Origin of the sequence: Mycobacterium terramassiliense (assembly GCF_900157385.1) — a bacterium.
GTDB lineage: Bacteria > Actinomycetota > Actinomycetes > Mycobacteriales > Mycobacteriaceae > Mycobacterium > Mycobacterium terramassiliense.
Window position 1 is genome coordinate 1,980,119 of record NZ_LT717701.1, and the last position, 14,558, is coordinate 1,994,676.

At 68.7% G+C, this 14,558-nt stretch carries 9 protein-coding genes and 1 pseudogene; 4 read left to right on the plus strand and 6 right to left on the minus strand.

The annotated features are described in order from the left end of the window. Positions 1–69: 69 nt before the first annotated feature. The 3 genes from MTAB308_RS24100 to MTAB308_RS24110 form a co-directional block, all read right to left on the minus strand. Complete coding sequence (locus MTAB308_RS24100; protein WP_083746645.1) at positions 70–4,044, minus strand: bifunctional diguanylate cyclase/phosphodiesterase; 3,975 nt, start codon at positions 4,042–4,044, stop codon at positions 70–72. 97 nt (positions 4,045–4,141) lie between these two features. Continuing rightward, positions 4,142–4,591 (minus strand): nitroreductase family deazaflavin-dependent oxidoreductase, encoded by a 450-nt coding sequence (locus MTAB308_RS24105; RefSeq protein ID WP_077102800.1) that lies wholly within the window; start codon positions 4,589–4,591, stop codon positions 4,142–4,144. A 4-nt stretch (positions 4,592–4,595) separates the two neighbouring features. Then, entirely contained in the window at positions 4,596–5,030 is a 435-nt protein-coding gene (locus MTAB308_RS24110; RefSeq protein WP_077104734.1) for an HIT family protein, read from the minus strand. 47 nt (positions 5,031–5,077) lie between these two features. On the opposite strand from MTAB308_RS24110, the gene MTAB308_RS24115 reads away from it, so the two are divergent. The 4 genes from MTAB308_RS24115 to MTAB308_RS24130 all read left to right on the plus strand — a co-directional run bounded on the left by MTAB308_RS24115 (position 5,078) and on the right by MTAB308_RS24130 (position 9,997). Continuing rightward, complete coding sequence (locus tag MTAB308_RS24115) at positions 5,078–6,478, plus strand: amidase (protein ID WP_077102802.1); 1,401 nt, start codon at positions 5,078–5,080, stop codon at positions 6,476–6,478. Between the two features lie 259 nt (positions 6,479–6,737). Then, the gene (locus MTAB308_RS24120; protein ID WP_157901007.1) at positions 6,738–7,931 is read left to right on the plus strand and encodes a hypothetical protein; all 1,194 of its coding nucleotides are present in this window, start codon (positions 6,738–6,740) and stop codon (positions 7,929–7,931) included. Positions 7,932–8,053: 122 nt separating this feature from the next. Next, positions 8,054–9,184, plus strand: coding sequence for an adenylate/guanylate cyclase domain-containing protein (locus MTAB308_RS24125; RefSeq protein ID WP_077102806.1), 1,131 nt, complete (start codon positions 8,054–8,056; stop codon positions 9,182–9,184). 243 nt (positions 9,185–9,427) lie between these two features. Then, complete coding sequence (locus MTAB308_RS24130) at positions 9,428–9,997, plus strand: hypothetical protein (protein WP_077102808.1); 570 nt, start codon at positions 9,428–9,430, stop codon at positions 9,995–9,997. A gap of 23 nt (positions 9,998–10,020) precedes the next feature. Here MTAB308_RS24130 and MTAB308_RS24135 read toward each other — a convergent pair. From MTAB308_RS24135 to MTAB308_RS24145, 3 genes and pseudogenes are all read right to left on the minus strand, one after another. Further along, a pseudogene (locus MTAB308_RS24135) lies at positions 10,021–11,871 on the minus strand (serine/threonine-protein kinase PknH/PknJ). 148 nt (positions 11,872–12,019) lie between these two features. After that, complete coding sequence (locus tag MTAB308_RS24140; protein ID WP_077102812.1) at positions 12,020–12,652, minus strand: class I SAM-dependent methyltransferase; 633 nt, start codon at positions 12,650–12,652, stop codon at positions 12,020–12,022. Positions 12,653–12,658: 6 nt separating this feature from the next. After that, a complete protein-coding gene (locus MTAB308_RS24145; protein ID WP_077102814.1) occupies positions 12,659–14,404 on the minus strand; it encodes a serine/threonine-protein kinase in 1,746 nt (581 codons plus the stop codon). Between the last annotated feature and the right edge of the window lie 154 nt (positions 14,405–14,558).

Sequence of the window (14,558 nt, forward strand, 5' to 3'; positions counted from 1 at the left end):
AGTGGTCGAGCGCAGCAAAATGTCAGCCAGGCTTTTGCGTCCCGTCGCGGAATCGGGCCCTCCGGCCGCTCAGTCGGTCACGCGCGATTTGCTCCGCTGGGAACTGGGCGCATGGATTTCGATCCAGTCGCGCAGGTCATCCGGAGGCAACGGCGGGCTGTGCACGAAGCCCTGGGTGATGGTGCAGCCATACCGGCGCAGCGCGCGCAGGGTGACCTCGTCCTCGACCCCCTCGGCGACCAGGTCGGCGCCCAGGCTGCGGGCCAACGCCACGGTGGAGCGCACGATCGCAACCGATCGCGGGTCGTGGGCCAGCCGTGACACGAAGACCCGGTCGAGTTTCAGCTCGTCGACCGAGACGTCCTGCAGGCGGGCCAGCGACGACCATCCCGTGCCGTAGTCGTCCAGGGAGATACGAACGCCGAGGGCCTGCAGCGCGGCGACGGTGTGGCGGGAGCGCGCCGAGTCGACGAGGGCGCTTTCGGTGATCTCGACGATGAGTGAGTCGGCGGGCAGGCCATGGGTGCGCAGCAGCCCTTCGATCGTGCTCACCAGGTCCAGGTCAAGCAGGTTCGTCGTGGACAGGTTCACCGCGACGGGCAGTGGCATACCCTGCTCGCGCCAGGACCGGGCCTGCTTGAGGGCGAGGTCGATGGCGCGGTTGGTGACCTGGCGCATCAACCCGGCGCGTTCGGCGGCGCACAGGAACTCCTCCGGCAGCAGCAACCCGCGGTGGGGATGGCGCCAGCGCAGCAGCGCCTCCACGCTGTGGACGCTGTCGTCGCTGGCATTGATCTTGGGCTGGTAGTACACAGTCAGCTGCTCGTCATCGAGCAGCGCGACGCGCAATTCCTCGACGAGGTTGGGGTCGTTGTCGCGGTACATCTCGTACGCCGAGTCGTACACCGCGATCTTGCCGATGGCGGATTTCGCGTGGGGCATCGCGATCTCGGCTCGATTCAGCAGATCCTGCGGACGGTCACAGTGGTCGGGGCACAGCGCGATGGCGATGCGGGCATCGACCTGCACGGTGATCGGGTCGAGCGCGAACGGATCGCTCAGGGCCTCGAGCAACCGGCCCGCCTGGGCGCGCGCGGCGATGAGGTCCGACCCCTCGGCGAGCAGGATGGCGAATTCGTCGTCGTTCACGCGCGCCAGCAGGTCGTCGCTGCGCACGCAGTGCGCCAGGCGGTTTGCGACGTGGCACAGCAGCTCGTCGCCGAAGTGGGCGCCGATCGAGTCGCTGATCTCGTCGAACTCGTAGAGGTGCAGCAGCAGCAGCGCCCGGCGCGAGGTCGCCCCGGCGACCGCCAGGGGCCCCGGCGACGCCGAGTCGGACAGCTCCGTCAGCGCCGTCGCCAGCGACCGCCGGTTGGGCAGTGCGGTCAGCTCGTCGGTCATGGCCTGCTTGTGTCGTTCGGCCAGCATGCTGACGTCGCGGAAGGTCGCCGAGAAGCGCGCCGCGACGGCGAGCAGGCTCAACGCTGCCAGAGCCGCTGCCAGCCTTGAGTTGTGCCCGACGACGGCGACGGCGAGCGCCACGACGGTACACACCACCGGCACCGTGTAGGAGACGAGTCCGCGTTTGGGTGCGGGCGCTGTCGACGACCACGGCGCCCAGCTCGCCATGGCCACCAGCAGCGACGCGGCGGGCCACAGCGCGTCCAGCGTCGTGCCCACGCGGTACGTGCCTTCGGCGGTCTCGAAGAGATAGGCCGTGTCGGCGACGGCAAAGGCAATGAACCCTACAACCAGAAGGCCCCAGCGGAATCCGTTGCGCCAGCCCAGGATTGGCAGCATGCCCGCGGTCAGCGCCAACAGGACCAGGTCGCCCCACGGGTAGATGAGCCCCACCAACACGGTCGCCGGCGCGCGGAGCGCGGCCGCGTGGATGGGCCCCGCCCGCAGCGCCACGCCCACCGCGGCCGCGGCCAACGCGCATACCAGCGCATCGAGCCGGATCGGCAGTGGCACCGACCTCAGCCGTGACCGCATGAGCAGCAGCAGCCCGGCATACAGGAACGGGTAGAACGCGAGGTACTCCGGATCGGCGGCCGACGGCGACTGGCCCTCCGGGACCCACGTGGCGTAGACGATGTCACCGGCCGCCGACACCGCCATGCCGGCCGAGATCAAGACCCAGGCGAGGCGGTCGGCCGTGACGCGGTAGGCGCGAACGACGATCAGCGCCGCCGCCGACAGGTTCAACGTGGGATACAGGAACTTGGCAAAGAACGCGCTGCGCGCGACACCCGGATCTAACACGCTCGTCAAGGCAAAGACCGCGACACCAATCCCCAACGCGGCCAAGGCAATCCGGATGAATGTCGGCGGCCACCGCATGCCCGCCGGGATCTCGCGCGTTCGCTCCCGGTGTGAGGTCGCGGCCGCGGCGATCGGCGCCAGCGACCGTGCCAGCTTGGTCTGGGTGCCGAAGGCGCCCGCCGGGGGCGGGGCGGCCGCCCGGTCCACGCCCGCCGGCCGTTCTTGAAGCGCCGACCCCCCCGACTCCGCGAGCTGAGGGAGGGCGTAGGGGAAGGGAAAGTCGGGCAAGAAGCCCCGAATGCATTGGCCACCTTCACGTTTGGCGGCGTACATGGCCAAGTCTGCGTGCCGCAGGAGCTGGTCGACGGTGCAGTTCGACGCGGCGGTGGCCACCGTGAAGCCGATGCTCGGCCTGACCTCGATGGGAACGCCGTCGATCACGATCGCTGTGCCGAACGCGTCGAGAACCCGATTCGCGGCCGCCTGCGATTCTTCGACCGGGGCCTCGATGAGGACGGCGAATTCGTCGCCGCCGAGGCGTGCGACGATGCCGGTCTCGCCGAGCGCGGCCGTGAGCCGGTGGGCCACCCGGACGAGCAGCTCGTCGCCGGCCGGGTGGCCCAGGGCGTCGTTGACCGATTTGAAGTTGTCGAGGTCGAGGCACAACACCGCGATGGGTCCGCCGTCGCGACGCTGCCGCGCGACCGCCTGTTCCAGGCGATGCAGGAAGTGCGCCCGGTTGGCCAGACCGGTCAGGCTGTCGCGGAACGCCTCCCGGGCGACTTCGGTGAGCAGGCCCTGGTTTTCGACGAGCACGAGGAACTGCCGGGCGAGCACCGCGGCGACGAGGATTCCGAGGGCGGCGAGCAACGGCCCGTGCGCCATCAGTCCCACCGCGTGACCCAGGCCGACCGCCGCGGCCAGCATGAGCGGCAGGTAGGGCAGCCACAGCAGGGCGGGGGACATGATCTCGGCCCGCGGCTGGTCCGTGCCGGTTTCGTGGACGCTGGCCACGCCCGCCAGCGCGAGCAGCCCGAATCCGGCCACCCGCCCCAGGTCGGTCACATCGCCCAGGTGGTAGCTGCCCACCCCGGTCTGGAAAACCATCGCGATGTCGGCGGCGGCGATCGTCGCGATACCGCCGGCAAGCAGACCCCGGCTCGGGATGTCATTGGAGCGAACCCGCGACAACATCAGGATCGCCGTCGTCAAGATAACGACGTCGGCGAAGACCTCGATGAGGGTGGCGAGCCGCGAGCCCGAGTCCTCGCGCAACTGCTTGTCCAGAACGAACACCCACGAGATGACGAACAGCGAGGTCGCCACGATGAGGCCGTCCAACACCAGCCGCCGGGGGCTGTGTCGGGACAGGTGCGACAACAGCGTCAGCGACGCCATGGCGCCCAGCGGGTACAAAGTGAACACGGCCTCGGCCAGGGCGGGGTGGGTGGCGTGCTCGATCTCCGGACGCACGTCGTAACTCGTCCAGAGGACCTCGCCGGCAGCCCATCCCAGCAGGCCGATCACCAGCGCCAGCCATCCGAACCTGCGGCGACCGGTCGAGAAGCGGGCCGCGTAGCCGGCGCTTGCGCCGGCCACGAGCAGACACAGCGCGAACGCGGCCTCGTCGACCGGCCGCGTCCCGTACGCGCCGCGCCACCTGAACAGCGACGAGGCCACCACCAGCAACGCCGCGACCGCGTAAACGCTGACGAGGAGCCAACCCGCGCGGGCGGACAGCCCGAACCGCCGCCACGGATTTCCCGCCCGCCGTGTCATAGCCGCTCCAGCCGATCCCGCGCTTTGCGGTGAGCGTTCACCGCGCGTGTCAGGAGAATAGACCGCTGCGCGGCTATCCGGGCCTACCTGGCAATTTTCACCGCGGAGTCAATACAAAGATGGGGATGGGCCGCGCCGTGCGGCTTTGATAGCCGTTGTAGCGGTTGCCGTTGTTCTTGTTGACGATGTCCCACAGCCGCGCATAGTCGGAGTCGTCGGGCCCGACCTGGCGGGCGGTCACCGCGATCCGCCTGGGGCCGGCGCTGATTTCGCAGTCGGGACGTTTGCGCAGGTTGTGGTACCAGGCGGGGTTGTGGTCGTCGCCGCCCTTGGAGGCGACGACCAGGTAGGAGTCGCCGTCCTTGGCGTACGTCAGCGTCGTGGTGCGCTGCCGACCGGTCTTGGCGCCCGTCGTGTGCAACAGCAGGCTGGGCGGCATCCCCGGTATCCGGTGACCGATCCTGCCGTCGGTCTTGCGGTAGATGGTGTCGTGCAGGCGCAGGAACGGCAGCAGGACAAACTGCTCCAGCGGGGTCAGATTGCTCATGGGCTCAGTCTTGCTGACTCGCGTCGATCCGCGCCACGGCGTCCCGCAGGATCTTCGCGGTGGCCTCCCGGTCCGGGTCCCGGCGCACCAGCATCCCCTTGGCCACCGAGAGCTTGTCGCCGTTGCGGCGCGGCAGCACGTGCAGGTGGATGTGGAACACCGTCTGAAAGGCGGCGCGGCCGTCGTTGATGGCGATGTTGGTCGCGTCGGCCAGCTCCGTCGCGCGGGCGGCCCGGGCGATCCGCTGGCCGATGCCGACCATGCCGGCCAGCGTCTCGGGCGGGGTGTCGGTCAGGTCGACGGTGTGCCGCTTGGGGATTACCAGCGTGTGGCCCCGGGTGAACGGGCGGATGTCGAGGATGGCGAGGAAGTCGTCGTCTTCGTGGATCTTCAGGGCCGGGGCCTCCCCGGCGACGACCGCGCAGAACACACAGGGCATGTCGCCCACGGTACTGACCGCCGCGAACCGCGGGATACGCTGCCGCAGTGGACGCCCGCGATGTGGCTTACGCCGGCGCGGCCGCGCAGGCGCGGATGCTGGCCGACGGTGAACTGACCGCGCCGGAGCTGCTGGAAATCTACTTGGAGCGGATCGCGCGCCTGGACAGCGAGCTGCGCTGCTACCGCGTGGTGTTGTCCGACAGCGCGCGTGACGAGGCGGCCGCGGCGCAGGACCGCCTCGACGCGGGGGAGCGGCTGCCGCTGCTCGGCGTGCCTGTCGCGATCAAGGACGACGTCGACGTCGCCGGCGAGGTGACCACTTACGGCAGCGGCGGGCACCGTCCCGCCGTGAGCTCCGACGGGGAGGTGGTCCGCCGGCTGCGCGCGGCCGGCGCGGTGATCATCGGCAAGACGAACGTGCCCGAGCTGATGATGTTCCCCTACACCGAGTCCCTGACGTTCGGGGCCACCCGCAACCCCTGGAACCTCAAGCGCACCCCCGGCGGCAGCAGCGGCGGTAGCGCCGCCGCGGTGGCCGCCGGGCTGGCCCCGCTGGCGCTCGGGTCCGACGGCGGCGGCTCGATTCGCATCCCGGCGACCTGGTGCGGCGTGTTCGGCCTCAAACCGCAGCGCGATCGGGTGTCGCTGGAGCCGCACGACGACGCCTGGTACGGGCTGAGCGTCAACGGCCCGCTGGCCCGGTCGGTAATGGACGCGGCGCTGTTCCTCGACGCGACCGCCACGGTTTCCCAAGTGTCCGGCCCGAGGGGCGAGTTCGTGGCCGCGGCCGCCCGCCACCCCGGCCGGCTGCGAATCGCCTTGAGCAGCAAGGGCCCAACGCCGCTGCCCGTCCGGGTCGGCAAGGCGCAGCTGGCGGCGGTCCATGAGGCCGGCGCCTTGTTGCGCGATCTGGGCCACGAGGTCATCACCCGTGACCCCGACTATCCGCCGTCGGCCATCATCACCAACTACCTGCCCCGCTACCTGCGCGGCATCAGCGACGACGCGGACTCGTTGGCCCACCCCGAGCGGCTCGAGGCGCGCACCCGCAACCTGGCGCGCGCCGGCGCGATGTTCTCGGACCGGCGGATGACCGCCCTGCGCGACAGCGAGGCCGCGGTGACCGCCCGGATCCAGTCGATCTTCGATGACGTCGACGTCGTCGTGACGCCGGGCAACGCGACGGGCCCGTCCCGCATCGGCGCCTACCAACGCCGCGGCGCGGTGTGGACGCTGCTGGCGGTGGCCCAGCGGGTCCCGTACCAACAGGTCTGGAACCTGACCGGGCAGCCCGCCGCGGCGGTGCCGTGGGACTTCGACGGCGACGGCCTGCCGCTCGGGGTGCAGCTGGTGGGCCGGCCCTACGACGAAGCGACCCTGCTGTCGCTGTCGGCGCAGATCGAGACCGCGCGTCCTTGGGCCCACCGGCGACCGCCGGTGTCCTAGGAGGGACGCACGCCGGGCCGCCGGCTTGACGCCCGGCCGTATCGCGTGCGTTCGCCAAAGTCGTTGACCGCCAACGTTTTCACATCGACCACATCGAATCGATGCTGCCGACGCGACCGCAGGTGTGCAGCACAATGTCAAGCCCGGTGTTCGCTCGCCGATTGCGAATTGTTGGCCTAAACGCGCAGCGGCTAGCGGCGAGTCGGTGTTAACGTGAACCAGACCGGGCATCTCCTGTTCCCGGCGGCCCCGTCCGTCGGTGATCGTCGAAATCCGGGAGGTCTCAATGGCAACGTGGCGACCGGGCGATCTCAATGTTGTGGCCAAACACCACCCGGCGCCCACGGCCGCGGGCACTCCGTTCGCCTACGGCATCCCCGACTGCTCCGAATCGGGGGAGTTCGATACCAGCGGTTGTCCAATACGCGTTGCCCGCGTGGTTTACCGTGGGGCCGACTTCAATATCTACGAGCTGGCCCTGGTTAACGGACAATGGGAATGCAACAACCTTTTGGTCGCGGCCGGCACCGACTCTGCGGAGGGGCTGCCGGCGCAGGCCGTGTCCGATCCCACGGCGTACGTGGGTATCTGGAATAACCCAGGCGTGGGGGCGGTGAATTACGCAGACGAATTCGGCAACATCTTCCAACTGCTGTTGACCGGTCTTGGTTGGAGTTACATCAATATCACCAACTGGTTCACAACGCCACCCGCGACACCGGCGGCGGGCAACGTTTTTGGGTATTGGGACTTTTACAACGACATCGATCGGCTGATTTATCGGGGGCTTCACAACGACACTCAAATTTATGAAATTTCCGATCAGAACGGTAATTATATTTGCAGTAACCTCTCCACCAACGATAAAAGCGAGAAACCGGCGCCGCCGGCCGGGGGGAATCCTTTCGGGTATTGCTATGGCGACGTCCCGCGGGTGATTTACCGGGGCGCAGACGGTCATGTTTACGAACTACATCCACAGCCGTATTGGAAATGCAGCGATCTCTTGGAAGCCAGCGGCGGCGCCCCACGGGCCGCGAGCGATCCTTACGCATATGTGCCGGACATCGCTCGAGTGATTTACGCGGACACCGATCGACAGATCATCGAATTGAGTCTGGAGGGCAATTGGAAGTGGGCCAATCTCTCGACGAACGATAAAACCGCCTCGGCGCCGGCGCCGGCGGCCGCAGGCAATCCTTTTGGGTACCAGACGAGTGACGGTGTCCTGCGGGTGATCTACAGAGGTTTTGACGGCCACATTTACGAGCTACGTTCCGACCCGTCGACGATGCACGTTTGGAAGTGGGCCGATCTCTCGACTATTGATAAAACCGCTAAGCCGGCGCAGCAGGCCGCGGGCGATCCTTTCGGGTATGAAATCGTCGATAACATCCCACGGGTGGTTTACCTGGGAACTAACGGCCACATTTGCGAGCTGGCGCTGTACTGATCTGCCCCGCTAGGTGTACTGCTTTAGCGGACACCATTTGTTACCGGCCTTAGCTGCCGGTGCCCACACCTTCGGCCAGGTCGGCCCTGCGTAATGGCCTGCCAAGGTTATACGTTGGCCCAGTGGACGACGTGGGCGCCGACGACAACATCGACGATCTGCTCGAGGGGCTCGAGGGCGCCGCGCGCACCGAGCGGGCGGAACTGGTGCACTGGCTGCTGGATCAGGGCGTCACCGCCGACGAGATCCGCAGCACCAACCCGCCGCTGCTGTTGGCCACCCGCCACCTCATCGGGGACGACGGCACCTACGTGTCCACCCGGGAGATCAGCGAGACCTACGGCGTCGACCTGGCGCTGCTGCAGCGGGTGCAGCGCGCCATTGGCCTCGTCCGGGTGGACGACCCCGACGCGGTCGTGCACATGCGCGCCGACGGCGAGGCGGCCGCGTTCATCCAGCGGTTCGTCGAGCTGGGCCTGGATCCCGAGCAATTGGTGCTCGTGGTCCAGGTGCTTGCCGACGGCCTGTCGCGCGCCGCGGAGGTCATGCGCTACACCGCCCTGTCGACGATCATGCGCGCGGGAGCCACCGAGCTGGAGATCGCCCAGGCGTCCAAGGCGCTGGTCAGCCGCATCGCGCCCGAGCTCGGCCCGATGATCCAGCACATGCTGTTCATGCAGCTGCGGCACATGATGGAGACCGAAGCGGTCAACGCCGCGGAGCGGGCCGCCGGCAAGCCGCTTCCGGGAGCGCGCCACATCACCGTCGGCTTCGCCGACCTGGTCGGCTTCACCCGGATCGGCGAAGCCGTGTCGGCCGAGGAGCTGGGCCACTTGGCCAACCGGCTGGCCCACCTCGCCCGGGACATGACCGTCCCGCCGGTGCGGTTCATCAAGACGATCGGCGACGCGGTCATGTTCGTCTGTCCGGAACCGCAACCCCTGCTGGACGTCGTCTTGAAGCTCGTGGAGGCCGTCGATACCGACAACGACTTTCCGCGGTTGCGAGCCGGAGTCGCCGCCGGCATGGCGGTGAGCAGGGCCGGCGACTGGTTCGGCAGCCCGGTCAATGTGGCCAGCCGGGTGACCGCGGTGGCGCGCCCGGGCACCGTGCTGGCCGCCGACGCGGTCCTGGAAGCCCTCGGCGACCGCGGCGATTTTCAGGGATCCTTTGCCGGCGCGCGCCGGCTCAAGGGCATCAAGAGCGAGGTGAAGCTGTTTCGGATCCGTCGCGGGGAGGGTCCTTCCGCATAGGCAGGCCCGGGCGACTCTAGGGGGCGTTTGACGCTTAGGTCGCACGCGGCTGGTTTCCTACCCCGTTTCCCAGCGCTTCGAATCGGTCGCTTCCGGGCCTGCTTCGCTACCAAAAATACAACTCTGGACAGCCCTGAACAAGGGCGCCCACCGCGGGCTCCACCCACGCCGCTGGCCCCCGAAGTGTTCGCCCCCGGTGAAACGGGATTCCACTTACATGTGTAATGGTGTAATTATGTAATCATGAAATCCCACCACACACACGGGCGGCGTTACGGCCGCTCCGGGGGCTGGCAGCAGGCCCAGCAGCCCGACGCCAGCGGCGCGGCGGAATGGTTTGCCGGGCGCTTACCCGAAGCCTGGTTCGACGGCGACCCCACGGTCATCGTCGACCGCGAAGAGATCACCGTCATCGGCAAGCTGGCCGAACCCGCCAACTCCGAAGACGAGAGCGAGGCCCGCGCCGAAGGCCGGGTCTCGCGATTCCGCGAGGAGACCCGCTCGGAGCGGATGCGCATCGCCGACGAAGCGCAGGATCGCTACGGGCGCAAGGTTTCCTGGGGCGTGGAGGCCAACGGCGAACGAATCCTGTTCACCCACATCGCCGTACCGGTGATGACGCGCCTCAAGCAACCCGAGCGCCAGGTGCTCGACACGCTGGTCGACGCCGGCGTCGCCCGGTCCCGCGCCGACGCGCTCGCGTGGACGGTCAAGCTGGTCGGCGAGCACACCGAGGAGTGGCTGGCCAAGCTGCGCAACGCGATGTCGGCCGTCGACGACCTGCGCGCCGAGGGGCCCGACCTCCAGTCGTAGGCCAATGACGCAGTGCGCCTTGGCTACTCGTTTTCGACCTTGGCGAGGATCTTGTCGATGACCTGCCCGCCCTGATCGCTGATGTGGTAGCCGCACGCGTTGACGTCGGCGACCACGTTGTTCGCAACGCCCATGGCGCGCTGGCACTCCCAGCCGTCGGCGCCCTCCTGGGTTTCCAGCATGGTGATCTTCGGTGGTGCGCCGTTGAGTTGAGCGAACGTCCACCTGAATGTCTTGGTCTTGTTCGTCACGGTGACCGTCTTGCCGGAGCAGGCCTTCCACTTGTCCGCCGAAGCCTGCAGGAACGCCTTGGCTTTCTCGGCGGAGGGGAAGGCCACCGCGGCCTGGTTGACCCAGTGGTCGTAGTCGTCGCCCGGTTCGGAGGACACCAGCCCGCTGATCCCGGTGTAGCCGGTCCCCGCGTACACCGGGTCCTGGCTGGTATACAGCGAACTCAGACAGTTCGGGAGCGAGAGCGTCACCGTCGAGGTGTCCGTCGACGTGATGGGCTTGCCGGGCGTCATCGAGGACGAGCCCATGATGGTGTTGATGCCCGACGGATCCAACAGCAGGGCGTTGAGCCGCCCGGGCGGTACGGGGTCCGGAGGCGGTGGTGCCGGCGCCGGGCGGGTCAGCAGCCAGATCCCCACGCCGCCGCCGGCGAGGACGACCAGGGCGACGACCGCGGCGACGACGGGCCACGGGTTGCGTTTGGGCTTGGGGGCCGGCTGATTCCAGGGAGCCGGGCCGGTGAACTGTGACGGCGGGCCGCTCCAATTGCCACCGCCGCCCGGGTAGGCCTGCGGTCCGGACGGCACGGGGGCGCTGTCGGGTGCCCAGGGGCGCTGGGTCGGGGCGGCCTGTGGCAGCGGGCCGGAACTGGGCGCCGTGGAGTAGGGCGGCGGTGAACCAAGATCGTGCGTCGCAGCCAGGAGGCCACCCTGCCCGCCACCGCTGTCCGCGGTGTGGGCCTCGGCGGTGGCGGGCAGGGTGGCCTCCTGGCTGCGACGCACGATCTTGTTGGCGTGGTCCTGATCGGGGTCGCTGAGGGCCTCGTGGGCGGCCAGCGCCAGATCGCCGGCGCTGGCGTAGCGGTCTTCGGGTTTCTTGGCCATGCCGCGCGCGATCACCGCGTCGAAGGCCTTGGGGACGCCCGGGCGCACGGCGCTGGGCTTGGGGATCGGGTCCATCAGGTGCGCGGTGACCAGGGTGCTGGCGCTGTCGGCGCGGTAGGGCGGCGACCCGGTCAAGGCCTCGTGCAGCACGCAGGCCAGCGCGTAGATGTCGGCGCGATAGGTCACCTCGTCGTTGGAAAACCGTTCGGGGGCCATGTATTTCCAGGTGCCCACCGCGGTGCCGAGCTGGGTCAGTTTTTCATCGGTGGTCGCGCTGGCGATGCCGAAGTCGACCAGGTAGGCGAAGTCGTCGCGGGTGACCAGGATGTTGGGCGGTTTGACGTCGCGGTGCATCACCCCGGCGGCGTGGGCCGCGTCCAGCGCCGAGGCGATCTGGGTGATGATGGCCACCGCGCGCGGCGGGGTCAGCGGGCCGAATCGCTTGAGCACCGAGTCCAGGTCGGTGCCCTCGATGAGGCGCATCTCCATGTACATCTGGCCGTCGATCTCGCCGTAGTCGTGGATGGGCACCACGTGGGGTTCCTGCAAACGGCCGGCGATGCGGGCCTCGCGCTTCATCCGCTCGCGAAACACCGGGTCCTTGCTGAACGTGTCCGACATCAGCTTGACGGCTACCGTCCACTCCTTGACGGTGTGCTCGGCCTCGTAGACCTCGCCCATCCCACCGCGGCCCAGCAGTCGCTTTAGGTGATAGGGCCCGAACATCGAGCCCACCCGTGAGGCCTGCGCGTCGCTCATCCCTGACCCTCCAAACCAACCCCGGACCCGCCGACCATATCAACATCGTCCGACCCCAACGGCCAACCGCAGGACCCGACTCAGCAATCAAGACGGTAAGCCCGCGGCGGCCCCGCCGCAGGACAATCCGACATTCGACGCGACCTCGCTAAACGGGGCGCCGCCACAGCAGGAGATAACGCCAGAACAGCAGCCGACGGACGCGGACGCCGGGCAGGGTCGCGGCGGCGACTTCGCGGGCCTGCCGGGTGGTCAGCGGCGGATCGACAACTTTGGGCATCGCCTCGTTGGTCGCGTCCAGTCCGTACCAGTCGCCGCGGCCCGCCGTCCGCAGCGCGGCGAACACCGCGCCGAGCACCGGATTGGCAGCCGCCGCAATGATTTCGGTGGGCGCCTCCCGGGGCAGGTCGACGCGCGGCAAGACCACCGCGGCCAGCACGCCGCCCGGGCGCAACGCCGGCGCCAGGTGCCGCAAGGCGTCGGCGAGCCGCACATGGTGCAACGCGGTGACCGACACGATCGCGTCGTAATGCGCCGCGGGCAAGGCTGCCTCCGTCACGTCGGCGAGGCTGCAGGTGACGTTGGCCGGCGCGCGCTGCCGGGCCGCCTCGATCATCGCCGCCGACTTGTCGATCGCGTCGACGTGATCGGCGCGGCCGGCCAGTCGCGCCGCGAATGCCCCCGCGCCACAACCGACGTCGAGGACCCGTGCGCATCGAGGCGGCAGTTGCCGCAACAACACTCGTTGGTAGTACGCGTTGTGGTCCCAGTGCAGCGTCATGAGGGGTTAGGAGTGCGACGCCCACCACTTATACAGCTGATCCAAGTTCGGCCCCTGCGCATTTCCCCCGACGACCGCGAACACCATGGTCTGCTGGTTTGTCCACATCACCTTCGGCTCATCTCCCGTATAGGTTCCGCAGGCGATTTGACCGAGGATGGTGTTCGGGTCTTTGTTGTGCCACCAGGTGCCGGGTGAGGCCTTGTCTCCCGGGCACTTAACGAGCGTGTCGGTTCCGGTGTAGCGGTTGAACGCCTGCTGCACGCCTTGCAGATCGGCGAACAGCGCGTAGGCCGAGATCGTGGGGCCATTGGGGTCGGTGTTGGGCCCGCACGAGACGGATACGATCGCGCCCGGCATCGATTGGGGGTCTGGCGCGCACGTGCCGGCCGGATATCCGGCGGGCAGCAGGCTCAGCAGCCGGTTGGTGGCGCTCGGCGGCGGCGTGGATGGCGACGCTGAGGTCGTCCGAGGTGTGGTCCTCGCGGTGCTGCGGGTCGACGCCGTCGTGGTGGTGCTGGCCGCGGTGGGGGTCTCGCTGTCGTCGTTTCCGACGGCCATCGAGATGCCGATCACCGCGGCGACGAGGACCACGACGGCGGCGGCCGCGGCGACGATGACCCACGGCTTGCGCCGGCGCGGGGGCGCCGGCGGGCGCCCGGGGCCCCAGGGCGCGGGGCCGGCGAACTGCGGCGGCGGGCCGCCCGCAGGCGGCGGGCCACCGAAGGGGGCTTGGTACCCCGGAAGATTCGGTCGGGGCGGGCCCGCGGGGTGCATGGGCTGCGGTATCCCCCCGGATCCCCCCGGATCGGCCGGCCCACGGGCGGGCCGCTGCGCGGGTCCGACGGCGCCTTTCGGCACCGGCGATGTGGATTGCTCACTGTGGCGCAGGATGTTGACGGCCTGGGTCTGCTCCGGATCGGTGAGGGCGTCGTGGGCGGCATGCGCCAGGTCGCCGGCGCTGGCGTAGCGGTCTTCGGGTTTTTTGGCCATGCCGCGGGCGATCACGGCGTCCAAGGCCCGGGGGATGCCCGACCGCTTGGCGCTGGGCTGGGGGATGGGCTCCAGCATGTGGGCACTGACCAGCACCCCGGCGCTGTCGGACGGGTACGGCGGGGACCCGGTCAAGCATTCGTAGAGCACGCACGCCAGGGAGTAGATGTCGGCGCGGTAGGTGACCTCGTCGTTCGAAAAGCGCTCGGGGGCCATGTATTTCCAGGTGCCCACCGCGGTGCCGAGCTGGGTGAGCTTCTCGTCGGTGTTCGCGCTGGCGATGCCGAAGTCGACCAGGTAGGCGAAGTCGTCGCGGGTGACCAGGATGTTGGGCGGTTTGACGTCGCGGTGCGTCACCCCGGCGGCGTGCGCGGCGTCCAGCGCCGAGGCGATCTGGGTGATGATGGCCACCGCCCGTGGCGGGCTCAGCGGGCCGAACCGTTTGAGCAACGAATCGAGGTCGGTGCCCTCGATCAGGCGCATCTCCAGATACATCTGGCCGTCGATCTCGCCGTAGTCGTGGATGGGCACCACGTGGGGTTCCTGCAAGCGGCCGGTGATGCGGGCCTCGCGCCTCATCCGCTCGCGAAACACCGGATCCTTACTGACGGATTCCGACATCAGCTTGAGCGCCACCGTCCAGCCCTTCACGGTGTGTTCGGCCTCGTAGACCTCACCCATCCCGCCGTGGCCAAGTGCCCGTTTTAGCTCGTAGGGTCCGAACCTCGACCCCGAACGCGAGCCCGGCGCCCCGCTCATCGATCCTCCCAACCAACCCAGACCCGCCGACCATATCAACACCGGCGCGGGCCCCCGGGTCGACGCTTAGGCGGTGACGACCATCAGCTCGTTGCTGGCGTCCCATGCCTTGGGGAACAGCTTCTCAACAAGTTCTTGGCGACCGGCGAGCCGC